Origin of the sequence: Stenotrophomonas maltophilia (genome assembly GCF_039555535.1) — a bacterium.
Classification (GTDB): domain Bacteria; phylum Pseudomonadota; class Gammaproteobacteria; order Xanthomonadales; family Xanthomonadaceae; genus Stenotrophomonas; species Stenotrophomonas maltophilia_Q.
In genome coordinates this window covers 3,539,056-3,564,343 of sequence record NZ_CP154630.1, presented here as the reverse complement: position 1 = coordinate 3,564,343, position 25,288 = coordinate 3,539,056, and the positions used below count along the sequence as shown (strand labels likewise).

General features: G+C 64.9%; 25 protein-coding genes and 2 pseudogenes. 23 read left to right on the top strand and 4 right to left on the bottom strand.

Annotated features, from left to right (window positions below):
- Nucleotides 1-44: 44 nt before the first annotated feature.
- The 9 genes and pseudogenes from AASM09_RS16590 to AASM09_RS16550 all read left to right on the top strand — a co-directional run bounded on the left by AASM09_RS16590 (nt 45) and on the right by AASM09_RS16550 (nt 5,592).
- A complete protein-coding gene (locus AASM09_RS16590; RefSeq protein WP_049431204.1) occupies nt 45-1,121 on the top strand; it encodes an NAD(P)H-dependent flavin oxidoreductase in 1,077 nt (358 codons plus the stop codon).
- Nucleotides 1,118-1,928 (top strand): annotated as a pseudogene (locus AASM09_RS16585) (aminotransferase class IV family protein). Before AASM09_RS16590 ends, AASM09_RS16585 begins: the two are co-directional and overlap by 4 nt.
- Before the next feature lie 99 nt (nt 1,929-2,027).
- The gene (rpsP, locus tag AASM09_RS16580; protein WP_005408594.1) at nt 2,028-2,288 is read left to right on the top strand and encodes a 30S ribosomal protein S16; all 261 of its coding nucleotides are present in this window, start codon (nt 2,028-2,030) and stop codon (nt 2,286-2,288) included.
- Nucleotides 2,289-2,332: 44 nt separating this feature from the next.
- On the top strand, nt 2,333-2,845 hold the full coding sequence (gene rimM, locus AASM09_RS16575; protein WP_049431209.1) for a ribosome maturation factor RimM: 513 nt from the start codon (nt 2,333-2,335) through the stop codon (nt 2,843-2,845).
- A gap of 8 nt (nt 2,846-2,853) precedes the next feature.
- Complete coding sequence (gene trmD, locus AASM09_RS16570) at nt 2,854-3,612, top strand: tRNA (guanosine(37)-N1)-methyltransferase TrmD (RefSeq protein WP_049431211.1); 759 nt, start codon at nt 2,854-2,856, stop codon at nt 3,610-3,612.
- Nucleotides 3,613-3,766: 154 nt separating this feature from the next.
- Nucleotides 3,767-4,168, top strand: a complete 402-nt coding sequence (rplS, locus tag AASM09_RS16565) for a 50S ribosomal protein L19 (RefSeq protein ID WP_005415736.1) — start codon at nt 3,767-3,769, stop codon at nt 4,166-4,168.
- 82 nt (nt 4,169-4,250) lie between these two features.
- Complete coding sequence (locus tag AASM09_RS16560; protein WP_049431213.1) at nt 4,251-4,631, top strand: DUF6404 family protein; 381 nt, start codon at nt 4,251-4,253, stop codon at nt 4,629-4,631.
- Nucleotides 4,632-4,711: 80 nt separating this feature from the next.
- Nucleotides 4,712-5,146: a DUF1801 domain-containing protein gene (locus AASM09_RS16555; protein WP_049431215.1), complete on the top strand. Its 435-nt coding sequence runs from the start codon at nt 4,712-4,714 to the stop codon at nt 5,144-5,146.
- 38 nt (nt 5,147-5,184) lie between these two features.
- The gene (locus tag AASM09_RS16550; RefSeq protein ID WP_049431216.1) at nt 5,185-5,592 is read left to right on the top strand and encodes a DUF1801 domain-containing protein; all 408 of its coding nucleotides are present in this window, start codon (nt 5,185-5,187) and stop codon (nt 5,590-5,592) included.
- Nucleotides 5,593-5,665: 73 nt separating this feature from the next.
- On the opposite strand, the pseudogene AASM09_RS16545 reads toward AASM09_RS16550, so the two are convergent.
- A pseudogene (locus tag AASM09_RS16545) lies at nt 5,666-7,138 on the bottom strand (MATE family efflux transporter).
- A 62-nt stretch (nt 7,139-7,200) separates the two neighbouring features.
- Here AASM09_RS16545 and AASM09_RS16540 point away from each other — a divergent pair.
- The 3 genes from AASM09_RS16540 (at nt 7,201) to AASM09_RS16530 (ending at nt 9,208) form a co-directional block, all read left to right on the top strand.
- The gene (locus AASM09_RS16540) at nt 7,201-7,440 is read left to right on the top strand and encodes a hypothetical protein (RefSeq protein WP_049429953.1); all 240 of its coding nucleotides are present in this window, start codon (nt 7,201-7,203) and stop codon (nt 7,438-7,440) included.
- Nucleotides 7,441-7,449: 9 nt separating this feature from the next.
- The gene (locus tag AASM09_RS16535) at nt 7,450-7,857 is read left to right on the top strand and encodes an RNA-binding S4 domain-containing protein (protein WP_049429954.1); all 408 of its coding nucleotides are present in this window, start codon (nt 7,450-7,452) and stop codon (nt 7,855-7,857) included.
- A 157-nt stretch (nt 7,858-8,014) separates the two neighbouring features.
- On the top strand, nt 8,015-9,208 hold the full coding sequence (locus AASM09_RS16530) for a glycoside hydrolase family 5 protein (RefSeq protein ID WP_049429955.1): 1,194 nt from the start codon (nt 8,015-8,017) through the stop codon (nt 9,206-9,208).
- A gap of 111 nt (nt 9,209-9,319) precedes the next feature.
- Here the strand turns inward: AASM09_RS16530 and AASM09_RS16525 are convergent, their stop codons facing one another.
- The 3 genes from AASM09_RS16525 to mutS all read right to left on the bottom strand — a co-directional run bounded on the left by AASM09_RS16525 (nt 9,320) and on the right by mutS (nt 14,424).
- Entirely contained in the window at nt 9,320-9,922 is a 603-nt protein-coding gene (locus tag AASM09_RS16525; protein ID WP_049429956.1) for a DUF937 domain-containing protein, read from the bottom strand.
- Between the two features lie 107 nt (nt 9,923-10,029).
- Entirely contained in the window at nt 10,030-11,673 is a 1,644-nt protein-coding gene (locus AASM09_RS16520; RefSeq protein ID WP_049429957.1) for a catalase, read from the bottom strand.
- Between the two features lie 195 nt (nt 11,674-11,868).
- A complete protein-coding gene (gene mutS / locus AASM09_RS16515; protein ID WP_049429958.1) occupies nt 11,869-14,424 on the bottom strand; it encodes a DNA mismatch repair protein MutS in 2,556 nt (851 codons plus the stop codon).
- 294 nt (nt 14,425-14,718) lie between these two features.
- Here mutS and AASM09_RS16510 point away from each other — a divergent pair, with 294 nt between their 5' ends.
- The 11 genes from AASM09_RS16510 (at nt 14,719) to AASM09_RS16460 (ending at nt 25,163) form a co-directional block, all read left to right on the top strand.
- A complete protein-coding gene (locus AASM09_RS16510; protein ID WP_343368545.1) occupies nt 14,719-16,575 on the top strand; it encodes an integrase arm-type DNA-binding domain-containing protein in 1,857 nt (618 codons plus the stop codon).
- Nucleotides 16,576-16,666: 91 nt separating this feature from the next.
- On the top strand, nt 16,667-17,323 hold the full coding sequence (locus AASM09_RS16505) for a nucleotide-binding protein (protein WP_234801838.1): 657 nt from the start codon (nt 16,667-16,669) through the stop codon (nt 17,321-17,323).
- Nucleotides 17,324-17,360: 37 nt separating this feature from the next.
- A complete protein-coding gene (locus AASM09_RS16500) occupies nt 17,361-18,290 on the top strand; it encodes a hypothetical protein (RefSeq protein WP_046429566.1) in 930 nt (309 codons plus the stop codon).
- 224 nt (nt 18,291-18,514) lie between these two features.
- Nucleotides 18,515-18,763, top strand: coding sequence for a hypothetical protein (locus tag AASM09_RS16495; RefSeq protein WP_343368544.1), 249 nt, complete (start codon nt 18,515-18,517; stop codon nt 18,761-18,763).
- Nucleotides 18,764-18,885: 122 nt separating this feature from the next.
- Entirely contained in the window at nt 18,886-19,539 is a 654-nt protein-coding gene (locus tag AASM09_RS16490) for a DNA N-6-adenine-methyltransferase (protein WP_114618567.1), read from the top strand.
- The gene (locus AASM09_RS16485; RefSeq protein ID WP_343368543.1) at nt 19,532-20,320 is read left to right on the top strand and encodes a hypothetical protein; all 789 of its coding nucleotides are present in this window, start codon (nt 19,532-19,534) and stop codon (nt 20,318-20,320) included. The genes AASM09_RS16490 and AASM09_RS16485 overlap by 8 nt, the downstream gene beginning before the upstream one ends.
- The gene (locus AASM09_RS16480; RefSeq protein WP_343368542.1) at nt 20,313-21,038 is read left to right on the top strand and encodes an N-6 DNA methylase; all 726 of its coding nucleotides are present in this window, start codon (nt 20,313-20,315) and stop codon (nt 21,036-21,038) included. Before AASM09_RS16485 ends, AASM09_RS16480 begins: the two co-directional genes overlap by 8 nt.
- 612 nt (nt 21,039-21,650) lie before the next feature.
- On the top strand, nt 21,651-21,812 hold the full coding sequence (locus AASM09_RS16475; RefSeq protein ID WP_136191690.1) for a DUF3450 domain-containing protein: 162 nt from the start codon (nt 21,651-21,653) through the stop codon (nt 21,810-21,812).
- A gap of 57 nt (nt 21,813-21,869) precedes the next feature.
- Complete coding sequence (locus AASM09_RS16470) at nt 21,870-23,744, top strand: DNA primase family protein (protein WP_343368541.1); 1,875 nt, start codon at nt 21,870-21,872, stop codon at nt 23,742-23,744.
- 91 nt (nt 23,745-23,835) lie between these two features.
- Nucleotides 23,836-24,081 (top strand): hypothetical protein, encoded by a 246-nt coding sequence (locus tag AASM09_RS16465; protein ID WP_343368540.1) that lies wholly within the window; start codon nt 23,836-23,838, stop codon nt 24,079-24,081.
- A gap of 68 nt (nt 24,082-24,149) precedes the next feature.
- Nucleotides 24,150-25,163, top strand: a complete 1,014-nt coding sequence (locus AASM09_RS16460; RefSeq protein WP_343368539.1) for an ArdC family protein — start codon at nt 24,150-24,152, stop codon at nt 25,161-25,163.
- Nucleotides 25,164-25,288 lie beyond the last annotated feature (125 nt).

The window sequence follows — 25,288 nt, the reverse complement described above, 5'->3', positions numbered from 1 at the left end:
GACTGGCGTATGCTGGGCGGCGACTTCTCCAACGGGTATGTCGCGTGAACGCATCGCCGATTCTTGAACGCGCCGACACCTTCTGTCGGCGTTTTTCATTGCAGCTTCCGATCCTGCTGGCACCTATGGCCGGCGCCTGCCCGGTACCGTTGTCGGCCGCGCTGGCCAATGCCGGCAGCATGGGGGCAATGGGCGCGGTGCTGTCGTCATCGGCCGATATCGGTCGTTGGATGGAGGACTTCCGCGCGACCTCCACCGGCCCGGCGCAGGTGAACCTGTGGGTGCCGGACCCCGTACCTACCCGTGACGTTGCCGCCGAGGCCGCCAGCCGCGCTTTCCTGGCGCAGTGGGGCCCGGACGTGCCGGCCAGCGCCGCCGATGCCACGCCCGCCGACTTCGAAGAACAGTTCGCCGCACTGCTGGCCGCGCGCCCGGCGGTGGCCTCGACCATCATGGGCGTGTTGCTGCCGCGCCACGTGCAGCAGCTGAAGGACGCCGGCATTGCCTGGATCGCCTGTGCGACTACGCTGTCCGAAGCGCGTGCCGCACAGGACGCCGGTGCGGACGCGGTGGTGGCGCAGGGCATGGAGGCCGGTGGCCATCGCGGTGCGTTCGATCCGGCAATGGCCGAGCGCCAGCTGGTCGGCCTGTTCGCGTTGCTGCCGCGCCTGGCCGATCACCTGCAGATTCCAGTGATTGCCGCTGGCGGTATCGCCGATGGCCGTGGCATCGCGGCCGCACTCACCCTGGGGGCCAGCGCCGTGCAGATCGGCACCGCCTTCCTGCGCACGCCCGAAGCGGCGATCGCCTCGGCGTGGGCCGATGGGCTGGCCGCCAGCGAACCGGAAGATACCTGGCCGACCCGCGCCTTCAGTGGCCGCCTGGGCCGCGGCCTGGCGACACCCTATGTACGCGCGGCCGCTGCGGAAGGCGCCCCGGCGCCGCGTCCGTATCCGGTGCAGCGCGGCCTGACCGCGCCGATGCGCAAGCAGGCTGCGCAGGAAAACCGCCTGGCGGCGATGCAGGCCTGGGCCGGGCAGTCGGCGTGGATGGCGCCGGCACAGCCGGCCGCCGACGTGCTGCGCGGCATGTGGGAACAGGCGCAGGCACTGCTGCGATGACGCTGACCTGTAACGGCCTGCCGGCACAGGTCGAGGATCTGCTGCCGGCGCTGGTGAACTACGGCCACTTCACTTCGCTGCAGGTGCGCGACCACGCCGTGCAGGGACTGGACCTGCATCTGGCGCGGCTGTCGCAGGCCACGCGCGAACTGTTCGGCAGCGAGCTGGATACGGCGCAGGTGCGGGGTTGGATGGCGCAGGCGCTGCGGCAGGCCGGCCTGGGCGATGCCTCGCTGCGGGTGACGGTGTACTCGCGTCGCTTCGATTTCCGAAACCCGCTCGCGGCGGTGCAGGTGGACGTGCTGGTGGCGGTGTCCGCGCCGGTGACGCTGACCGCCTCAAAGCGCGTGCGAAGCGTGGCCTGGCAGCGTGAACTGCCGCAGCTCAAGCATGTGGGCACCTTTGGCCTGTTCGCCGAGCGTCGCGCGGCGATGGCGGAAGGATTCGACGATGTGCTGTTCGTGACCGCCGAGGGCGACGTGAGTGAAGGCAGCACCTGGAACCTGGCTGTGCACGATGGTGAACGGTTGCTCTGGCCGCAGGCGCCGGCCCTGCGCGGTACGGCCGAGGCGCTGCTGAAGAGGCACTGGCCGGGCCCGCAGGCCACGCAGCCTCTGCAGCTGGCGGATCTGGCCGGTGTGAAGGCCGCCTTCGCCTGCAACGCCAGCGGCCTGTGGGCGCTGGAGGCCATCGACGGGCATGTCCTGCCCGGCTCGCAGGCCTTGGCTGAACAGGGAAGGGCGGTGCTGGCGGCGGTGCCTTGGGACAGATTGGGGTGATCCCTTTTGCGGCGCAAAAGGGATCTGACCCCGGGAGTTCACCCCTGGGGTTGGCTCGGCCGGGCTCTGCCGCTATAATCGCCCGCTTACCTCGCCATCCTGGCGACTGGGCAATAGGAAAAACACCATGGTCAAGATTCGACTGACCCGCGGCGGCGCCAAGAAGCGTCCGTTCTACCACATCATCGTCACCGACGTGCGCAGCGCGCGCGACGGCCGCAACATCGAGCGCGTTGGTTTCTACAACCCGGTCGCCCAGGGCGGCGAGAAGCGCATCGAGCTGGACCTGGCCCGCGTTGACCATTGGGTCAAGAACGGCGCCCAGCCGACCGACAAGGTCCGCAACCTGATCAAGGAAGCGACCAAGTCCCAGGCCGCTGCGGCCTGATCCTGACGGGCCACGCTTCGGCGTGGCCCTCTTGGTTGAAGCAGATGAAAGATATCGAGCGCCGCATCCTGCTGGGCAGGGTTGTCGGCGCTTTTGGTGTGCGCGGCGAGATCAAGCTCGAGTCCTGGACCGAGCCACGTTCCGCCATTTTCCGTTACCAGCCGTGGATCGTGCGCAGCCCGTCCGGCGTGGAAACCACGATTGAAGGTGTGCGTGGCCGCGACAGCGGCAAGCACCTGGTCGCCCGTTTCCCCGGTGTCGAGGACCGTGATGCGGTCGAAGCGATGCGCGGCACCGAGATCTACGTGGCCCGCAGTGCCCTGCCGCCGCCGAAGCCCGATGAGTATTACTGGGTGGACCTGGAAGGCCTGGATGTGAAGACCACCGAGGGCGTTGCCCTGGGCCAGGTCTCGCACCTGTTCAGCACCGGCGCCAATGACGTGGTGGTGGTCCGGGGTGACCGCGAGCGGATGATTCCGTTCGTGCAGCCGGACTTCGTCAAATCGGTCGACTTCGAGGCCAACCTGGTCGTGGTCGACTGGGATCCCGAGTTCTGAGTGTGAGCATGCGTTTCGACGTCATCACCCTGTTCCCCGAGTTCCTCGCCCAGTCCGCCGGACTGGGCGTGGTCGGGCGCGCGCAGGAGAAGGGGTTGTTCAGCCTGCATGGCTGGAATCCCCGTGATTACGCCGAAGGCAACTACCGCCGGGTGGACGACCGTCCGTTCGGCGGTGGCCCGGGCATGGTGATGCTGATCGAGCCGCTGCAGGCCTGCCTGCAGGCGATCCGCGACGCTGATCCGACCCCGGCGCGGGTGATTTACCTCAGCCCGCAGGGGGCGCCGTTGACCCAGGCCAAGGTGCGGGAACTGGCGGCATTGCCGCGCATGGTCCTGCTCTGCGGCCGTTATGAAGGCATCGACGAGCGTTTCCTGGAGGCCAATGTCGACGAGGAGATTTCCCTCGGCGACTACGTGCTGTCTGGCGGCGAACTGGGTGCGGCAGTGATCATCGACGCCGTGGCCCGCCTGCAGGACGGGGCGCTGAACGACGCTGAATCGGCCGCCCAGGACAGCTTCGAAGGTGACCTGGGCCTGCTCGACTGCCCGCACTACAGCCAGCCGGCCCAGCACCCGCTGGGTGACGTGCCGGACGTGCTGCGCTCGGGCAACCATGCGGCCATCGCCGCCTGGCGCCGCCAGCAGTCGCTGGTCCGTACCGCCCAGCGGCGCCCGGACCTGCTGGATGAACAGGCGCTGGGCAAGGCTGACCGCAAGCTGCTGGAACAGGCCCGCCAAGCCCAGAGACAGAAGGCCGACCCCTAGCGCAGGGCCGGCTTTATCGGCTATCATGGCCAATTACCGCCAGCCCCGGCCGGCGCGCGCAGTACCCACAACAAACGTGCAGCACAGTCCGGTGACTGCATGAGCCTACGTTGTCGACACGACACGCCCACCCGAACAAGAATCGGTGTAACCCATGAGCAAGCTGAACAAGTCCATCGTCGCGGAATTCGAATCCGCCCAGATCACCCGTGAACTGCCGAAGTTCAGCCAGGGCGACACCGTTGTCGTCAACGTGAAGGTGAAGGAAGGCAGCCGCGAGCGCGTGCAGGCCTACGAAGGCGTCGTCATCGCCACCAAGAACGCCGGCCTGAACTCCTCGTTCACCGTCCGCAAGATCTCGCACGGCTACGGCGTCGAGCGCGTTTTCCAGACCCACAGCGCCATCATCGACTCGGTCGAAGTGAAGCGTCGTGGTAAGGTCCGCGCCGGCAAGCTGTACTACCTGCGTGGCCTGGAAGGCAAGGCTGCCCGCATCAAGGAAGACCTGGCTGCCGCTGCTGCCGCCAAGGCTGCCCGTCTGGCCGATAAGGCCTGATAAACAACTTCGGTTGTTGCCGCGACGGCCACCTTCGGGTGGCCGTTTGCGTTTCCGGCATCGCATCGGCCACGATCAGGTGATGAACGACATCAATCCGCGCTATCCCGCCGTGATCCAGTCGGCGTTGCGCTTCCTCGACGGCAAGGGGCTGGCGCGCGTGCAGTCGGCGCCGCTGCTGTACCGCCTGCTATGGCGCCTGGGCATTGCGCTGCCGCCACCGATCCTGGCCGGCTTCGGCATCAATGCGCTGGTGCAGGGCCTGCTGTTCGGGTTGTTCTGGACCGCGCTGATATGGCTGATGCTGTGGCAGGGCAGCGAGCGCCCGCTGGCGCTGCTGCTGGTGGCCGGTCTGTTGGCCGGCGCGCTGTTCGGCGTGGTGATGGCGGCCCTGATGCGCTCGCTGCGCCGCCACCGCAAGCTGCCGGACTGGCGGCAGTTCCGCGCGCGGCAGGCGGACTGAGCTGATGGCGCACCGCGCCGTGACCAGCAGGCGCGCGTCGCGCTAGGCTGCCGGCATCATCCCGATGGACGTGCCGTGCGATGCCCGCCAAGCGAACCGCACCCTCCGCCGCCCCAACACTGCTGTCCGGCGGCAACCCGCAGATCGCCAAGGGCGAGGGCAATGCTCCGGTGCAGGCCTACATTGCCGCCATGCCGGACTGGAAACGTCCGATCGGCGAACAGCTGGATGCGCTGATCGAACAGGCCGTACCCGGCGTGCACAAGGCGGTGAAGTGGAACTCGCCGATGTACTCGGTGGCCAGGGGCGAAGGCTGGTTCCTCAGCTTCCATTGCTTCACCCGCTACATAAAGGTCGCGTTCTTCCGCGGCGCCGCGCTGAGGCCGGTGCCGCCGGAGCCGTCCAAAAGTGCCGATACGCGTTACCTGCACATTGAGCAGGATGGCGTGCGGGATGAGGCACAGTTCCTCGACTGGGTGCGCCAGGCGGCCGCATTGCCTGGAGAACGCATGTAATTCCACCGTTACGATCTCCTTGCCGACGAGAACCGCTGATGACCACGCACGCGCCGAACCCTGACGACGCCGGAACCACGGCGGCTGAACTGATCGATGCGCGCATCGCCGAGCTGGGCGACTGGCGCGGCGAAACGCTGGCCCGCGTGCGTGCATTGATCCATGAGGCGTTGCCTGACGTGCAGGAAACCTGGAAGTGGCGTGGCACGCCGGTGTGGGAGCACAATGGCATCCTGTGCACCGGCGAGACCTACAAGCAGGCGGTGAAGCTCACCTTCGCCAACGGTGCGGCGCTGGCCGATCCGAAGGGCCTGTTCAACGCCAGCCTGGATGGCAACACGCGGCGTGCGATCGACATCCATGAAGGTGCGATGCCCAATGCCGCGGCGTTGAAGGCGTTGTTGCGGGAAGCCGCGAAATTCAACGCCGCAAAGAAGAAACGCTGACCGCTTCCCGTAGAGCCGAGCCCACGCTTGGCTGGGGGGCCATGCCTGTGCGGGCCAACGGTTCGCACCCACCTCACCGCGGCGGAGTGGCATCCAGCGCGGCGTCCGGATCGGCCACCGGCGACGGCGGACAAGCCGGAATCTCCGACGGCGTGGCCAGTTCCTCGGCGTGGGAGGGCTTGCCGATCATCTTCGCCTTGCGCCAGCCACCCCAGCGGTAATACGCCAGCGACAGCAGCATCGACACGAACGAGCTGACCGGGAAACTCCACCAGATCGCGTCGGCGCCCCAGTACGGCTGCAGCAGTTCGGCGAACGGCACACGCACGCCCCACAGCGAACCGGCCAGGATCAGCAGCGGCGGAATCACCGCGCCAGTGGAGCGCACCACGCCGGAGATGACGAAGCTGACACCGAAGAACAGGAACGAGCCGATCACCACGTGATTGAGGTGGCGGGCGATGTCCAGCGCCTGGCTGGCCGGAGGCAGGAACAGCGCCAGCAGCTGCCGGTCGAACACCACCAGTGGCAGGATCAGTGCGCCGGTCAGCAGGAAGTTGAACAGCACGCCCTGGCGCGCAGTGCCGCGTACACGGTCCCAGCGCTGCGCACCGACGTTCTGTGCGGCCATCGACGAGCACGCTGCACCGATCGCCATCGCCGGCATCTGCAGGTAGTTCCACAGCTGCAGCGCGGCGCCATAACCGGCGCCGGTATCGGTGCCGTATTGATTGACCATGGTCATCAGCAGGATCACCGACAGCGAGATCAACACCATCTGCAGGCCCATCGGCACGCCCTTGAGCACCAGTGCCTTGAGGATGGTCAGGTCGAGCTTGAACAGGCGCATGTCGGCGCGGCCCAGTCACAGCGTGTGGCGCTTGTGCCGCATGTACAGCAGCAGGCCGGCCAGCGAGAGCGTCTGCGCGACCAGGGTGGCCCAGGCCGAACCGGCAATGCCGAGCGCGGGGAACGGCCCCATGCCGAAGATCAGCACCGGGTTCAGCACGATGTCCAGCGCCACCGAGACCATCAGGAAGCGGAACGGCGTGCGCGAATCGCCGGCACCACGCAGCGCGGCGGTGAGGAAGGCGAACGCATACAGCGTTGGCATCGCCAGGAAGATGATCCGCAGGTAGGCCTCGGCCAGCGGCAGCGAGGCGGCTGGCGTACCCATTGCCGCCAGCAAGGGGTGCGCCATGAACCAACCGGCAATGGCGATGATCACCGACAGGCCGATGAAGAAGGTGGCGCTGGTGCCGACTACGCGCCGCGCCTGCGCGATGTCGCGCGCGCCGATCGCCTGGCCGATCAGGATGGTCGAGGCCATGCCGAAGCCGAACACCGAGCCGATCAGGAAGAACATGATGTTGTTGGCGTTCGCGGTGGCGGTCAGTGCCGCTTCGCCGAGGAAGCGCCCCACCCACACCGCATTCACCGAGCCGTTCAGCGACTGCGCGATGTTGCCCGCCAGGATCGGCAGCGAAAACAACAGGAGATTGCGGCCGATCGGGCCGGAGGTCAGGTCAAGCGGCGCTTTGGCCATGGAGTGGTGATCGAATCCCGGGAGGCGCACACTAGCACCAAGCCGGTTTGCGGGATGTGGCAATGCATCAACGACTGCAGGTGACGCAGGCTCTGGCGCTGGCCTTGATCGGCGCCGCACTGGCCGCATGTTCGACAGGTGACCGGCTGGGCGATACCCAGGTGCGGCCGACCGACCGCCCCGAATGCCTGGTCGGCAGCCAGCGCCAGGATCTGTCCGCGGGTGTGCCGACCCTGATCGGCGGCACCGGTTGCCGGACCGACCCCGACCATCCGCGCCCTCTGAACAAGCCACCGGAGTAGTCCAGATCGATGCATGAACTTTCCCCGCTGTCGCCCAGTGTCCGCCTGGACATCTGGCTGTGGGCGGCCCGTTTCTTCAGGACCCGCAGCCTGGCCAAGCAGGCCATCGAAACCGGCAAGGTCAGCGTCGCCGGCCAGCGTCCGAAATCCTCGCGCGCGGTGCGCGTGGGCGAGCAGCTGCAGGTGGATCGTGGCGAGGAGCATTTCGAGATCCAGGTGCTGGGCCTGAGCGATCAGCGCGGGCCGGCCCCGGCGGCGCAGCAGCTGTATGCCGAGAGCGAGGCCTCGAAGGCGCGTCGTGCCGAGCAGCGTGCGCTGCGCATCGCCGCACGCGACGGGTTCCAGCCGCCGGAGCACAAGCCTGACAAGCGCGCACGTCGGTTGATCCGCGCGCTGGGTGACCTGGACGCGCTTTGAAGGTAGTTGCCCACCTTGGTGGGCGTTGTGCCTGGCTGCCAACCAAAGTTGGTATCTACCGGTTCATGGCCGCGCGGCGTGCGCTGTGCCGCGCGCGCTCAGCTACCGTTCGGCTTGCGCCCCGCAGGTTGGATCTTCCTTCTCATGGAAGATCGCAATGCGCCTGCGCCGCAGCCTGCTGTGCCTGACCCTCGCCACTGCCGTCCCGGCGTCCGCCGCCGACATCACCTTCTGGGATATGCCGCAGCGCGGTGGCAACAGCTTCAACGAAGCACCACCTGACCGTGCCTATTTCCAGGCGTTGCGTGACACCGGCGCGACCTGGGTACGGCTGAGCCCGGACAAGTGGAAAAGTGCCGGCGGCCGCGATTTCCTGATGGGCGACGCCGACGATTACCAAGGGCTGGTGCAGGCGGATGTGACGACCCTGCGCCGCGCGCTGGATGACGCCAATGCCGCGGGCCTGAAGGTGGTGCTGGTGCCGCTGTCGCTGCCCCTGCTGCGCTGGAAGCAGAAGAATGATGGCAAGGTCGACCCGCGCCTGTGGCAATCCTTCGACAACCACGTTCCCGCGCGGCGCTTCTGGAACGACCTCGCCAAGGCATTGAAGGGCCATCCCGCGCTGGCCGCCTACAACCTGATCAACGAACCGGTTCCCGAATACGGTGCTGGCCTGGCCGAGCATGCTTCAGCAGAGGCCATGCGCCAGTGGTACACCGGTGTGCAGGACGGGCCGCGCGATCTGCGTCGTTTCTATTCGGAACTGATCGCCAGCATCCGCGCGGTCGATGCGGACATGCCGTTGATGCTGGATGCCGGCTGGTACGCCGCTGCCGACGGTTTCAACTACTGGCCGGCGCCGCTGGCAGACGCGAAACTCCTGTACAGCGTGCACATGTATGAGCCGTATGCCGCCACCAGCGCGCCAAACCAGAAGCGCACCACGCCGTATCGCTACCCGGGCGTGGTGCCGTTTGGCGAGCACAGCGAACGCTGGGATGCCACGCGTGTGCGCAGTTACCTGCAGCAGCCGATGGACTGGGCGAAGACGCATGGCGTGGGGGCCAACCGCATTGTGGTGGGCGAGTTCGGTTGCATGCGGCGCTGGCCCGACTGCCAGCGCTACCTGCAGGATGTGCTGCAGGTGCTGGAGCAGGAAAAGGTGCATTGGGCGTTCTACGCCTTCCGCGAGGATGCCTGGGATGGCATGGACTACGAGCTGGGCGACGGGCCGCTGCCGTGGTCGTACTGGCAGGCGCAGGAGAAGGGGAAGACCGTGGCACCGCCGCGTTCGATGCAGGCGCCGTTGTTCGCACCGATCCTGGAGCGGCTGAAGGCAGGCAACCGGTAAGACGCCGGGCATGGCCCGGCGCTACCCATTGAAATTCCGATCATGCGCTCGGCGGATACCAATCAACGCGACGCCCCGATAGCGCCGAGCCATACCCGGCGACATCTTCGGTCAGCGCTTGCCACCGAGCAGGTTGCCGCCCAGCTTCAGCAGGTCGCCCACACCCAGCTGGCCATCGCCGTCCTGGTCCAGCAGGCTGCCAAGCAGACCACCGGCGAGACCGCCCTGCTGCTGCACCTGCTGCTTCTCCTGGCCCAGCGCCTGGCTGAGCGAGCCGGCATCGGCCTGGCCACCGCCGAGGCGCTGGGCGAGGAAGGCCATCACGATCGGGGCGAGGATCTGCAGCAGCTGGCTGGTGCGGCCGCTGTCGAGCTGGGTGGCCTGGGCCAGGCCGGTTTCCACCTTCTGCTGGCTGCCGCCGAAGATGTGGCCGAGGATGCCTGCACCGTCACTGGCGGCACCACCGCCACCGCCGCCCAGTACCGAACCGAGCACGCTGCCCAGGTCCAGCCCACTGTGGTTGTTCTGCAGTGCGCCGAGCAGCGCCTGGGCGCCCTGTGGCTGCGAGGCGTTGTTGCCCAGCGCGCCCATCAGCACCGGCAGTGCGGCACTGATCGCACCGGAGGCCTGGGTGTCGCTGATGCCGAGCTGCTGCGACACCTGCTGCAGCGGGGCGCCCTGCAGTTTGGAGAGAAGTTCATCGGTCAGGCTCATCAGGGGGCTCCTTGATTGGGTTTGGGCGTGCAGACGATACGACGCGGGCCGTTAAAACGGCGACGCCGCCCCACAGGGGGGGCGGCGTCGTACGGGCGGAGGGACGGTCAGAGCTCGATGTCTTCCGCGCCCGGGGTGGCGGCCGGGAAGTCGGTTTCCGGCTGCGCCGGCTTGAACGGATCCGACGGCTGGCTGGCCAGCGCCTTCAGGGCCGCGGCCACACCGGCGCCGTAGGCCGGGTCGGCCTTGCTGCAGTTGTCGATATGGCGCTGCTTGATGAAGTCCGGCGCATCGCCCAGGGCGCGGGCGGTGTTGGCGAACAGGCGGTCCTTCTGGGCCTGGTTGTAGCTGCGGAACAGGGCACCGGGCTGGCTGAAGTAGTCGGCGTCGTCTTCACGGAAATTCCAGAAGTCGGCGTCGCCGCGGATCTTCATCGGCGGCTCGCGGTACTGCGGCTGTTCCTGCCACTGGCCGTAGCTGTTCGGCTCGTAGTGCGGCAGGCCACCGTAGTTGCCGTCCACGCGCATCGCACCGTCACGGTGGTTGCTGTGCACCGGGCAGCGTGCGGCGTTCACCGGAATCTGGTGGTGGTTCACACCCAGGCGGTAGCGCTGCGCATCGGAATAGGCGAACAGGCGCGCCTGCAGCATCTTGTCCGGCGACGGGCCGATGCCCGGCACCAGGTTGCTCGGTGCGAATGCCGACTGCTCCACGTCCTGATACCAGTTGACCGGGTTGCGGTTCAGTTCGAACTGGCCCACTTCGATCAGCGGGTAGTCGCTCTTCGGCCACACCTTGGTCAGGTCGAAGGGATGCACGCGATAGGTTTCCGCCTCCAGCTCCGGCATGACCTGGATGAACAGCTTCCACTTCGGGAAATCGCCCTTCTCGATCGCGGCGAACAGGTCGCGGCCGTGGCTTTCGCGGTCATGGCCGACCAGGATCTGCGCCTGCGCGTCGGTCAGCGATTCGATGCCCTGCTGGCTGACGAAGTGGAACTTCACCCAGAAGCGTTCGCTGTCAGCATTGGTGAAGCTGTAGGTGTGAGAGCCGAAACCGTGCATGTGGCGGAAGCTGCGCGGGATGCCGCGGTCGCTCATCACCACGGTCACCTGCAGCAGGGCTTCGGGCAGCAGCGTCCAGAAATCCCAGTTGTTTCGCGCGCTGCGCAGGTTGGTGTGCGGGTCGCGCTTGACCGCCTTGTTGAGGTCGGCGAACTTGCGCGGGTCGCGCAGGAAGAACACAGGGGTGTTGTTGCCGACCAGGTCCCAGTTGCCTTCTTCGGTGTAGAACTTCAGTGCGAAGCCGCGGATGTCGCGCTCGGCGTCGGCGGCGCCACGCTCACCGGCCACGGTGGTGAAGCGGGCGAACATCTCGGTCTGCTTGCCGACCTTCTCGAACAGCTTGGCGCGGGTGTACTTGCTGATGTCGTGGGTGACGGTGAAGGTACCGAACGCGCCTGAGCCCTTGGCGTGCATGCGGCGCTCGGGAATGATCTCGCGGTTGAGGTTGGCCAGCTTCTCCAGCAGCCACACGTCTTCCATCAGCAGCGGGCCGCGCGGGCCGGCGGTCTTGCTGTTCTGGTTGTCCACCACCGGTGCGCCGAAGGCCGTGGTCATCGGCGTGACCGGGTCATCGCCATGCTTCTGCCTGGGCGTGGTGCTCAGCTCGCGCTGCTGCTCGGCGCCCTGCTCCGGCGACGGGGCGGTGTGATACGGGCACTTGGCGTTGTTGTTGTCGGACTGGCTCATCGGCTGGCTCCTGGTGGCGGTGAAGACGTGGGAAAACATCTTCACTCGACTGTAGCTAGGGCCAGATGAAATGAATAATCGATTGATCCGTTCAGATTGATAGATTCTGTCAATTGAAATTCAGAATCGGATTCGCAGGGTCTTTCGATAGCCCGGGGTAACTCCCCGGGCCCAAGGCCTCCCGCGGCGCTGTGGTTACAGCAGCGCCTTCAGCCGATACAGGGCTTCCAGCGCCTGCTTCGGGGTCAGCTCGTCCGGATCGATCGCGGCCAGCGCTTCCTGTGCCTTGCTGGTCGGGGCGGCGAACAGGCCGAACTGCTGCGGTGCATCCAGTGCGTGCGGTGCCAATTCGGCGGCATGGCTTTCACCGCCACGCTGCTCCAGCTCGGCCAGGCGACGGCGAGCCTGCGCCACGGTCGCACGAGGCAGGCCGGCCAGCGCGGCCACCTGCAGGCCGAAGCTGCGGTTGGCCGGGCCATCCTTCACCGCGTGCATGAACACCAGTGCCTCGCCATGCTCGACCGCGTCCAGGTGCACGTTGGCGATGCCGCTGCGGCCGCCCTCGTGCTGTTCGTCGGCCAGCGCGGTCAGCTCGAAGTAGTGGGTGGCGAACAGCGTGTAGCAGCGGTTCTGGTAGGCGAGGTGGCGGGCGACCGCGTCGGCCAGTGCCAGGCCGTCGTAGGTGGAGGTGCCACGGCCGATCTCGTCCATCAGCACCAGCGAATGCGCGGTGGCGTGGTGCAGGATGTAGCTGGTCTCGGCCATCTCGACCATGAAGGTCGACTGCCCGCGCGCGAGGTCGTCGCCGGCACCGATGCGGGTCAGGATGCGGTCGATCGGCCCGATCAGCGCACGGCTGGCCGGCACGAAGCTGCCGATGTGGGCCAGCAGCACGATCAGCGCGCTCTGCCGCATGTAGGTCGATTTACCGCCCATGTTCGGGCCGGTGATCACCAGCATGCGACGGTCCGGATGCAGGTCCAGGTCGTTCGGTTCGAAGGGCTGCTCGCGCACCGCCTCGACCACCGGATGGCGGCCACGTTCGATCTTCAGGCAGGGCTCGGCCTGCAGCTCCGGGCGCGACCAGTCCAGCGCCTGCGCACGCTCTGCGAATGCGGCCAGCACGTCCAGTTCGCTCAGCGCGGCGGCGCACTGCTTCAACGGCTCCAGCTGCCCGCCGAGCGTATCCAGCAGCTGCTCGTACAGGTACTTCTCGCGCGACAGTGAACGGTCGCGCGCGGACAGCACCTTGTCTTCGAACGCCTTCAGTTCTTCGGTGATGTAGCGCTCGGCATTGGTCAGCGTCTGGCGGCGGGTGTAGTGCACCGGCGCGCGGTCGGACTGGCCCTTGCTGATCTCGATGTAGTAACCGTGCACGCGGTTGTAGCCCACCTTCAGGGTGGCGATGCCGCTGCTCTCGCGCTCGCGCTGTTCCAGGTCGACCAGGAACTGGTCGGCATGGGTGGACAGGCGGCGCAGCTCGTCGAGCTCTTCATCGAAGCCATCGGCCAGCACGCCGCCATCGCTGAGCTTCAGCGGTGGCATGTCGGCGATGGCACTGGCCAGCAGGTGCGCACACTCGTCGTGTTCGCCCAATGCAGCGTGCAGGGCCTGCAGGCGCGGCGAGTCCAGCGGCGCCAGCACCTCGCGCACCGCTGGCAGCAGGCCCAGGCCGTCGCGCAGGGTGGAGAAATCGCGCGGGCGCGCCGAGCGCAGCGCCACGCGGGTGAGGATGCGTTCCAGGTCGCCCAGGCGGCGGAACTGCTCGCGGATGTCGGCGTCGCTGCCGCGATCGATCAGGGTTTCCACCGCATGGTGGCGCTGCACCAGCACCTCGCGCAGGCGCAGCGGACGATGCAGCCAGCGCCGCAGCAGGCGGCCGCCCATCGGCGTCACCGTGCTGTCGAGCACGCCCAGCAGGGTGTTGCGGGTATCACCGTCGACGCGCGTATCCAGTTCCAGGTGGCGACGGGTGGCGGCGTTCATCGCGATCGCCTCGCCGGCGGTTTCCATCGCGATCGAGGTCAGGTGCGGCAGGCGCTGCTTCTGGGTTTCCTCGACATAGCCGAGCAGGGCGCCGGCTGCCGCCGTGGCGCGCGGCTTGTCGTCGATGCCGAAGCCGCTCAGGTCATGCAGCTTGAAGAAGTTCAGCAGCTGGCGGCGGCCGCTGTCGGCATCGAACAGCCACGGTGCACGGCGACGTACACCGGTGCGCTGGCGCAGGAACTCCGGCCAGTTCTCCTCGTCGGGCACCAGCAGCTCGGCTGGTTCCAGGCGCGCCAGTTCGGCTTCCAGGGCGTCGTCGGTTTCCACTTCATTGACCAGGAAGCGGCCACCGGCCAGGTCGGCCCAGGCCAGGCCGTAGCCCTGCTTGCTGCGCGACAACGCCATCAGCAGGGTGTCGCGGCGCTCGTCCAGCAATGCCTCGTCGGTGACGGTGCCGGGGGTGACGATGCGCACCACCTTGCGTTCGACCAGGCCCTTGGCCAGCGCCGGGTCGCCGATCTGTTCGCAGATCGCCACCGATTCGCCCAGCGCCACCAGCCGGGCCAGGTAGCCCTCGTAGGCATGCACCGGCACGCCGGCCATCGGGATCGGCGCGCCGCCGGAGCTGCCGCGCTGGGTCAGGGTGATGTCGAGCAGGCGTGCGGCCTTGCGGGCGTCGTCGTAGAACAGCTCGTAGAAGTCGCCCATGCGGAAGAACAGCAGCAGGTCCGGATAGTCGGACTTGGCTGCGAAGAACTGCTTCATCGCAGGCGTATGTTCCTTGGAACCCTTGGTGGTTTCAGTGTTTTCTTTGATATCAGTCACTTGAGGTCTGCGTTGTTCGAGGCAGTGGCGGTGATTCGAGGCGAATGAGGGCGAGTGACGGTGTTTGTTGTAGCGACGTTGTAGCGATATGCGGCCGAGAGTGCTCTATCGGGTGTAGCAACGGCTTGTAGCAATGGTCCTGGGCGTGCGCTACTGTAGCAACTCTGGCATCCAGAGGGGCATGCGTTGAAAAGTCCAGCGTCGAGCAATAGGTCCGGTTCACTCAAGTTTAGTTTGACCTACGCCCAGGTGCTGGCGTTGTCGGTCAACAAAGGCCCGGCCTTGGATGCGCAGGGAAAGGTTCGCTTGGTCCCCCGCCCGGAAGCCAAACCCTACGTGGTGCTCGACGGTGGACCAGGCGCTCCCACGGGGTTCGGCTTCCGGGTCGGCTCCACGATGACCACCTACGTGGGCCAGAAGCGCGGGCCCACGGGCACGCCGATCCGCTTTACCTTGGGCAACGTGAGCGACATGGGGCTGGACGAGGCCAGGGACGCGTGCAGGGAGCACTTGGCGCTGCTCAAAGAAACGGGAAAGAACCCCGTCCACGTCAAGCGCCAGCAGTTGCTGGAGTCGCTGGAGAGGGAATCGGAAAAGGAGTTCGGGGATCTGACCTTGCGCGAGGCATTGGAGCGTTACATCGCCCACCTGGACGCCCGCGCAAAGAACAAGAAGATCAAGCCGGCCAGCGTGGACGCGGTGCGGGACAGTTTGGCCCGCCTTTTGCGCCCCGCGGTTGGGTTGGCGGATAAATCCTTGAACGAGCTCCACTTGGAGGTCATCCAACAGGCCTTTGATGCTTGCCGGATCAGTTCCATGCAACTGTCCAATCGCATCCCGCGGGACATGAGCAAGAAGCTGGCGGAGGTGGCGGATTGGGCGAAGCTCACCGTGTCCCAGCTGGAAGCGTTGGGCATCACCGGCAAATACATCCAGCGTGTGCGAGCTGCAGGGTTGAGTTCAACGGAACACACGTTTTCAGATGCCAGGCGAGCGGTCGACTTCCTCATCGAAGAGGAAAGAGCCCGCGATCATCGCTTTGGCCGGCCCCAACGCCAGTTCTACAACCCGCTGGTGGTCATCCATACCCGGGACATGCTCCGAGAAGCACACGAGCTGCGAAACCATTACAGCCGGGCCGAGGTTCGCAATCCCCTGAACGACAAAACCCTGCCCAAGGTCCTCAAAGCCATTGCAGCACGGCGGGACGAACAAGGCGGGCGCAACGCGGCCGGGGCGGACTACCTGCTGCTGACTTTGCTTTGGGGGACACGGCGCAGCGAGGCGGCTCCGTTGCGGTGGTATGACCGCTGCACCGCCGGAGAGTTGTCGCAGGAAATGGTGTCCTGGGTCTGGCTGGCGGGTCCTGAGGACATCAACCCGACCACCAAGCGGGCGGGCAGCCAGGTCTACCTTTTCGAGACCAAGAACAAAGAGCAGCGGTTCTTGCCCGTCACCTACTTTGCCGAGCGCGTCCTGCGGCGGCGCTTCAGCGAGCGCGTGGACGATACGGGGGCCAAGCAGGGATTGGAGGCCGCCAAGGCCGCGCTGAGCGCCGCGAGCAAACGGGGTGGACAACGGCGACTGATCGACGCCTTGGAGGCGGCGGTGGCTGACGCTGAGCACGCGTTGGATCGAACCCGGTTCGTCTTTCCGGCAAGGTCCGGGCGCAGCAAAACGGGTCATTACTCCGACAGCAAATCCATCATCGCCAACGTGCGTCGCGACGCTGGGCTGATCGATCTGCGCGAGGAGGTGGACATCGGCCTGACCCCCCACGACTTGCGTCGCACTTTGGGGCGCTATGCCGAACGGATTCACGGCACCAAGGCCCGGGTCGTGTCGCAGATGCTTCACCACCGGATCAAGGACAAGGATTCCGCGGCCACCGACGCGATCTACACCGAGCAGGAGTGGTCGGTCCTGCGTCAAGCGTTTGCCGTGGTGGAAGAGCACATGATGGCGAGCAGTCCCCGGGTCTGGAACCGCTGGAAGGGCACGGACAAGCCGCGGCTGGATGAGGTCAACGACCCGCCAGTGACGATTTTTGCAGCACGCAACCAGAAGGTGGCGCTCGATGACGAGGATTGAGCCCGTTCGCACAGAAGAGGCGTTCCAAGCCAAAGCGGAAGCCTCTTGGAACGCAGAGTTGGCCCGGGCGAAGAGCGCTGGAGGCGGGTTGGTGTCCGCCAAGGCCGCCGCGTGGTTCTTGGGCATCCATGCCGACACGCTGGGCGAGTGGAGGCGACGCACCCCGCCCACCGGGCCCCGCTTTCAGAAGGCCACCGGCAGCGCCGTCAATGGCCCCAACCAGCGTGTGAAATACGACTACGACGAACTGGTGGCTTGGAAGGATGGGCGTCAGGGCAGGTCAGCGAAAGAGCGTCGGCTGACCGCTGAGCTGGAGCGCTTGAGCCAACAGCAGCGAGAGCTGGAGCTGGAGCGGCAGATCCACGAGGCCAAGGTGGCATTGGAAAAGCTGCGCAAGAACGCCGGGCGCTTTGCTGCGTTGATCACGTCCCATGAAGGTTGGGCCATTCCCCACCCATGGGCGGTGGTGGGAGGGCTCATTGCCGGGCACGTGCTCACCGTGGACGAGGACACCCTGGATCGCGCCCTGGCCGAGGGCGAACTCTGGGAGGCCCCCCTGGCCGAGGCGCTGCTGGAGCCTTGGACCAGCGTCGCGGCGCGCGAGCCATTCGATGACGCAATGGAGGCGGCACAATCCGCGTTCCAGGCGGCGTGGAGGGCGGTCCGGAACCAAGCCCGTGCGCAAGGCTTGGACGACGGCCTGCCGCCCGCGGCGGACCCAATCACTCGCACACCGTTCCGGTTCTGACCGGCTACCATCGTCATTCCACCCGTGCGGCAAACCCATGTCCCTTGATTCCAAGCAGGAAGCGGAAACACAGCTGTTAAAACGCTACAGAAAAACCTGGGGCCAAAAGCACCCGGCGTTCCTGGCCGGCGAGGGCGTCTCCTGGAAGCGTCTGAAGAACGACATTGACCAAGAGGCGAAAGCGGCCAAGGCGAAAACGAAGGTGGAGTTGAGCCCGCCGTGGACATCGGCGCAGGCCGCTGGACTTCTGGGAATCAACCAAAAGGTTTTCCGGGTTCTCGCAACGATGGACAGCGAAACAGGTCCGTTGCTTGCAGACGATGGCAAGCATGCGGCCATTGGCCTGCCCCGACTTCTGGAATGGGCAGAAGGGGTGAGGGGCGCCCCCAAGGTTCGCCGCTGGCGTGAGTCTCGGCGCGATGAGGACTTGCTTGGGGCAACCGTCAAAAGGCCAGCGGCGACGTTCCAAGTGGTCAAAAAAACCCAGATCCGCCTGGGGCTGGTGGACGGCAAGGTGTCAACGCTGGACCTTTCCCACCTCAGTGAAGAGGAGAGGGTTGCACTTGCAGCGCTGCTGCGTGGCGCGCGTGGGGCGCTCCAGCAGGACGAGCGGGGCGTGGTGATGTTCATGCAAAAGGAAGCCACGCTGCCCGAAGCGTTCACGCTGCCCTGGGCGGACGAGGCGCTGAAAAAGGATTGCGCGGGACGCTACAAGGAGCTGCTGGAAAGCGCCCAGGGCGAGCTGGCCCAGCTCCTAACCCGGGTGGAGCAAGACATCCGAAAAGCCCGTGAGGCGGTTGCTCAAGAGGAAAGCCCAACCGCCCAAGCCGTCCAGGCGGCAATGCTGGACATGTGGAGGGGAGAGGAGCGCGACGTGCAGATGCTTCAGTCCGAGGTTCGCGAGGCGTTGTTCGATTTGACCCTGCCGGCTGCCACAGGTCAGGCTCGCAAGCCGTGCCCGTTCTGACCGGAGGCTGGAGCATTTCTCGCCGGCTACCCGCCGGCTCGGTCTTGGAAGAAAAGGCAGGGAGGCCGCGGCTTCCGCCGCAGCCTTGTTCACCCGCTCAAGCCCCAGGTCGCCCTTGGGGCTTTTTTGTGTCCGCACGGGAAAGGGGCAAGCGCCCCTTTTGGGCCCGATTCCCATGTCCTGATCGATAGGCTGGCGCCACACCAATCGACACAGACACCGCCATGCAGCCGCTCATCCTCTCGCTCGACCCCTCGCTCTCGACCCACTTCTCCACCCTGACACCGCAGGTCCTCATCGACGCCCTGGCCGACGCCTTGCCTCAGGCCCTGACCCAGCTCGCCGCTGACACCAGCACGTCGGTCATCGTGCCCAACCGCGACATGCGCGGCCTCCACCCCGCCCGGGTGCTCACCCTGCAGCTGGCAACGCTGGACAGCTTCCTGGACGTGGCCGACGCCGCCAACGGCTAAGCCAGCAGCGCAGCGGTAACCCGGGCCTAGGCCCAACCCCCTCAACCCTTTTCGCGAAACGCGGCCGACCAGCCGTGCTGGCGGAGCTTTGCCCAAAAACCCCTCAACCCTGGAGATTTCCCATGAACGCTGTTGCTCGCCCCCTCACCACCAAGCCGAAGAAGCCCAAGCAGACCAAGCTTTCGCTCGCCGTCGCCCACAACGTGGGTTACGACCGGGCACCGGAAGGCATTACGACCGAGACTTGGCTCACCCCGCCGAAGATCGTCCACGGCCTGGGTCCGTTTGACCTGGATCCCTGCACCCCGGAGCAGGGCATGCCCTGGCGCACGGCCACCCGGATGCTGAAGCCCAGCGACGACGGGCTCAAGACGCCCTGGCCGAAATCGGCATTCGTGTGGATGAATCCGCCTTACGGTGGGCACAAGAACAGCTCGACCTCGCAGCACCGCTGGATGGAGAAGGCCGCAGAGCATGGCAACGGGATTGCCCTTGTGCTGGCGCGGATGGAAACGAGCTGGATGCAGGAGTCGGTGCTCAACCACCCCAGCGTTTCAGCGGTGGTGTTCACGAAGGGGCGTCTGTCGTTCTGCCGCCCGGATGGGACCCTGGGCACGAGTTGCCCGGCGGGATCGGTGTTCATCGGCTACGGTGCTGAAGCCGCGCGCAGGCTCAAGCGGGGAGTGGAGTCTGGCCTGATTCGCGGAAGCTACTTTGACATGGCCCGCGTGGGCCGGGTGTTGGGCGCTGACGTGGGGGCGGCCAACGATGAGTAAGCCCACTTCGAAGAAGGCAAAGCCGACCTCACCCCGCGATGCGGCTTACCAGCGGTTGCTGAAGGCCGTCCAAACCATCCCCGGGGATTCGCCCCGGGAAAAGATGCGCAAGTTCACCGCGCTTGCGCTGAAGGTTTGCGTTCTCAAGCAGGCCGAGGAGTTGTTCACCTTGGGATATGGGCCCTTGGTCGCCTGGTGTGACTTGACGCTGCTTGGGACCGATGTGGATGGGTCCGAGGATTGGTGCCTCGAAGCGGGCCAGGCCTACGGCGGCGCAGTGGAAACCTTCGAGCCGTTCGAATGCATCCTGGGCCGGCTGTTTAATGAGTTGGTGTGGTCAGGGAAAAAGAACGACGCTCAACATTTCACCCCCTGGGGCTTGGCGATGGCTTTGAACGCCTTTGCTCAAGCGCCTCAAAAAGACGAGTGGCCCATGGGTGACCCCACCTGCGGAGCCGGCACGCTGTTGCTTGTGAAGCTTCACGAACTGGCCGGGAAGGATTCGAAGGCCCTTCGGGGGCTTACCGTGAAAGCGAACGACCGCGATCTGTTGTGTGCTGCGATGACCGCACTTCAGTTGCTGTCAAACCAGTTGATCTGGCGGATGCCCATCGGGCGCGTGGTGGTCGAGTGCAAAGACATCATCACTCAATACCTGGAAACGCGGGTGGTGTTTTGGTCTCTCTCGCGAGATCGGTTCATCGCCATGGATGAGGAGATCCGGCTCGAGAAGGCCAACCGGATGACGGGCGCTGACATGGGGGCGGCCAACGATGAATGAGGTCGCCAACCTGGTGAAGGCCATCCGCGCCATTCCTTCCACCGATGGCAAGCCGTGGAATCCGCGGGTTGCAGTCGAAACGTTTGTTCAGCACGCGCTGATGTCACTCGGGATTTACCACGTGAAGCTGGTGGCTCACATCGACCCCAAAGTGCTTGCATTTATCCCCTTGCAAGAAAGAGCCGTCGCAGTGCCCGAGGTGGGGGCGGCCATCACCGCTTACTTCGACGCAGTCGCTGCAAGCAGGCCGTTTGAGGACATTCTTGGACAGGTCCATGCCGAGCTGCTGGCCAGGAAGGGCGGGGAAGGGCTGGGGCAGTCTTTCACGCCAGGCGATCTTTTGGACCTGGTTCAAGCCCTTGCCACCAACCTCACCTGGCGGCACCCCAGTGCCAGCGTGGGTAACGTCTATGACTGTTGTTGTGGTGCCGGCTCACTGGCCCTGGCCGCGATCCGGAGTCGCCTCAACCTCATTTCAAGCAATGAAATCCGGGTTCGCGCGGGAGACATTGATCCCTTGTGCGCAGCGATGACGGCTTTGCAGATTCACATGAACCAGACCTTTCATTCCCTGCCGCTTAGGGAAGTCAAAGTGACGGTGGGAAACGAGCTGGTCCGAGGAAAAAAGCAGACGGAAGGAGAGGGGCAGGCAGAAGGGGACGAGTTGGCCGACCCTAGGCGATGCGGGTTCTGGTCCCACTCCTTCAACTACGAGTAGGCCGGAGGCCCGCCTTTCCCCTCTCCAAGACTCGGCGGCGAGCAGCCGCCGGCTCTTGCTCCAAGCCGCTTTTGCTTTTGCTCTTCAACCCGCAGAAACCGGGTAACAAGTGCTTGTTACTCCGCTTTCCTGAAAGCCATTCCATACGAAAAATAATCCAGCCGTATCGGTTTGTTAGGAAAGACTGCTGGTTAACGCTCCTGCTGGTTAACGCTAAAACCGTTAACCAGCAGCCAAACCAGCAGCAAAACCCTTGTCACGTAAGGCTTTGAAGGCTCCTGCCGGTTTGCTGGTTAACTTTTTCACTTTTTCTCTGCAACTGTAAAATGTTAAGAATAAGTGAAAATCTCTCGACCAAATGAGACGTTGGCGCGTAGCGTAAACCTGTTTTTTTAACCAGCAAACCAGCAGTTAGCTTATTTTTTGAACAAAAACGAGATTAAACAATCACTTGGAAGGTTTTTAGTTGCTGGTTTGTCTGCTGGTTTAAGAAAAAACAGAAAACCAGCAGAAAAGTTAACCAGCAGCTAAAAAATATTTCTGGGGAAGGGGCTTGACGGTTTCAAGAAACCTGCTTTCTTGAATGTATTACGGATGCAACACGGAGAACCCATGAGCACGCAGCAGAACCAAACCCCACGCAAAGACCCTTTCAATGCCCGCATGGAAAGGGCGTTGATTGAGCGGCTGAAAGCCGAAGCCAAGCGGTCGGGGATTTCTCCCAGCGAGAAGCTGCGCCGGATCCTCGACAACGCGTTGCCGCACGTCGCCTAACCCCACAAACGCGAAACCCCGCCTTGCCGGGCGGGGAGTCGTTGGAGCCGAACTACAATGTCTACGAACAATCTCCCTCAAGATCCGTCGGTCGTCAACCCCCCTGAGGTTGCTTTTCTCATCGAAAAGCACTGGGAGAAAAACCGGCGGGATTACGCCAGCAATCTCAAGGTTGAACAACGGGCCTTGGATCGCCACAAGCAAGCCAAGCTCAACAAAGGCGAGCTGCGCCCGGAAAGCCTGGACTTCTTGTTCGCTCGCCACCTCCAGTTGGGGCTCGACGGCCACCTCTGGGCCAGCGTCCGCGACGAATCCGCGACGCAATCGACGCTGGTCTACCGTTGGAGTGCAAATCACTGGGCGCTGGTTCACCGCGGCCTCGGCGACGGCCTGGCGTCCGACTGGCTCGATGCCAACATCCCCGCAAAGGCCAGCGACAAGCTCGCTTCGAGTTGCTGGGCCTACGCCCGCACCCGCCTAGGCCAGCAAAGCGCGTTGCCGCAGTTGGAACCCAAGCGGGCGGTGGTCCCCTGCGCTGACGCTTACCTGGAAATCACCGCCGACAGCATCCAGGCGTTGGAACCCCGGCCGCGCTATGGCATGACCCACGCCCTGAACATCGCCACGGGTGCCACGCCCGGCCAGCGCTACATCCCCAGCTCCGTGCCGGCCGATAGCCTTCTGGGCAAGTTCCTGGCCCATGCGTTGCCGGACGAAGGCGTGCGCGCCTTGGTGCAGGAGCAATGCGGCATGACCTTGTTGCCCGGGTCTTATCAGATTGCGGCGTGGTGGCATGGCGCTGCCGGCAGCGGCAAGTCCACGCTCGCCGAATGCGTGGAAGGCGTCCACAACAAAGTGGCCCGCCTGGACCTGGGCACGTTGAGCGACACGTTCGCGCTGGAGGGAATCCTTGGAAGCCAGCTCATCTTGGTGGACGAGGTGGAGTGCGAAAAATGGAAGGAGGGCACGTTCAAGACCCTGGTCAGCGGCAATGGCATCGCGATCAATCGCAAGCACCTCTCGGTTCTGAACTACCAGTCCAAGGCCAAGTGGATCATCAGCTCCAACTCCGCGCCGTTCTTCCGCGACAAGTCCGGCGGCGTGGCCCGCCGCCTCTCTATCGTGGAGTGGGCGAACGTGATTCCGGAGAGTGACCGCATTCCTGACTTCAGCAAGAAGCTGCTTGCAGAAGAAGGCCAGTTGTTCCTCGACTGGATGCTGGAAGGCGCCCGCCGAGTCGTGGCCCGAGGCCGGTTCATGGCCGACCACGAACTCCCGGAAGCCGCGCAGGCCTACAAGCAGGCCGTCATCCACGGCGCTGATTCTATCGCCGCCTGGGCCCATGCCGACCGGGTGCTGTTCGGTGCCGCCGCTGGCAGTGAGCAATGGCAAAGCGTCAAGGCCATCCATGCCCGCTATGTGGCCTGGTGCGAGAAGAAGGGCTTTGAACCGGATGAAATCCTCTCGCAGCGCCAGTTCACCCGTGGTCTGAAGACCGCCGGGCACCTGCGTGGGCGGCCGTCGAATCGGCGCGTGGAGGGCGAGCAGTTGGACTGTTACCTCTGCAGCTGGAAGGGCGAGCAGACCGACGCCGAACGCGCACAAGAGCTGGAGCTCAAGCGGCTGGAGGCCCTGACCCCAGAAGCCCGTCATGCCGAATCTGAGCAGGCCAAGGCGGCCAACGACGCCCAGAACGTAGCACTGGCCGTCGCCGCCGAACGGCAAGACGAGCAGGACTTCGCCGACATGCCCGATGCCATCCGAGACGTCTTTGGCTTCACCAATACGCCCTACGAGCAGGTCCAGGCCGAACGCCGCGCCGAACGGGAGCGCCAGGCCAAGAACGCCGCCGCATGGGAGAGGCAGGATCGCCGGGAGCGACAAGCACGGGAGCAGCGCAAGGCCGAGGCGGCAAAGAAGAAGGCCGGCTAACCCAGCAACGCCGGGCATTTCCGGGGCAGGCCTTTACAACCGGCGACGTTGCGCTATTGCAAAGGGGTATCCAAACCAAAACGGAGCCCCCATGCCGTCGCCCGACCACATCCCCGAAGACGCTTTCCACGAAGAAGCTATCACCGCTGCCGATCTGGAGGGCCCAGAGACGCCGGAAGCGGACCCGCAATACTTGCTCGTGCAGAGCGGGTTTGGTCTCCATGTCCGTCTGGGAAAAGACGGCGACCAGGGATTGCGCAGCGAGGACGAAATCGCCGAGCTGGTGCGGCGAGCGTTGTATCACCGCAAGAGTCTGACCCTTCATATCGAGTTCTGACCCGACCCCACCCACAACCACCCGCTTGGAGGCGCAGGAGGTTGAAAAAGATTTGAGGCAACCACCCCATGTCCAAGTATTCCGATCTCATCCAAACCGAAACCCGGCGCATGCTCGACTTGATGAAGCAGGGCACCATCCCCTGGCGCCGCCCATGGAACGATCCCGATGCCCCGCAGAACGGCGCGATCAACGGGCCCTGGAACCCGACCACGGGCAAGGCTTATCGCGGCAGCAACACACTCATCTTGCGCCGTGCCCAACTCACCCGCGGCTACCGAGACGACCGCTGGCTGACCTATCGGCAGGCAGAAAGCATTGGGGCCCAAGTCAAGCGCGGCGAAAAGGGCCAGCAGATCGCTTACTGGGACTTCAGCAAGACGGGCAAGGCCAAAGACGGGGCTGAGCCGTTGACCGAGGGCAAAGAGAAGAACGGATACCAAGGGCCATCGGTGTTCGTCGCCACGGTGTTCAATGCCAGCCAAATGGATGGCATGCCCGAGCCCCCGCAGCCCTTCATCATGCCCGAGTCGATCCGCAACCTGCGTCTGCGAGAGTTGTTGGACAAGCACCAGCCAAAACTTCATCACGATGGCGGGAACAGGGCCTTCTACTCCGTTGCTACCGACAGCATCCACGTTCCGAAAGCCGGCAGCTTTCAAGATCCGATTAGTTATGCGTCAACCGTGCTCCACGAACTGGCACATTGGACTGGGGCGAAGCACCGGCTCGACCGCGACCAGACCGGTCGGTTCGGCAGCCAGGACTACGCCAAAGAGGAGCTGGTAGCCGAGCTCTCAAGTTTGTTCATTTCCGAGCGACTGGGGATTGCCCTGGGCAAGGAGCACGAAGAGCAACACGCTGCCTACCTGCAGTCCTGGATGAAAGCTCTGGCCGACGACCCCAGGACCCTGTTCCGCGCAGCCAGCCAAGCGGAGAAGGTCATGACCTTTTTGGACATCCCGGCGTTTGAACGCGAGCCGCTGCCCCAGGTCAAGAAGGAGAAGGACATGGAGCAGGGGCGAAAGACGGAAGCCGGTCGAAGGTCCCCATCGCGACGCAAGGAACGCCAGGTTGCTTAACGCAGGTGGGGGGTTGACCTTTTAAGGTTTCGAGTTAGAAATGAATGTGTCGGGGGAAGTCCCGGCTGTGGTCCGATTCCCCTGCTTCTAACTAATAACTTTTGACGGGTGAGCAGTTAGGGGGT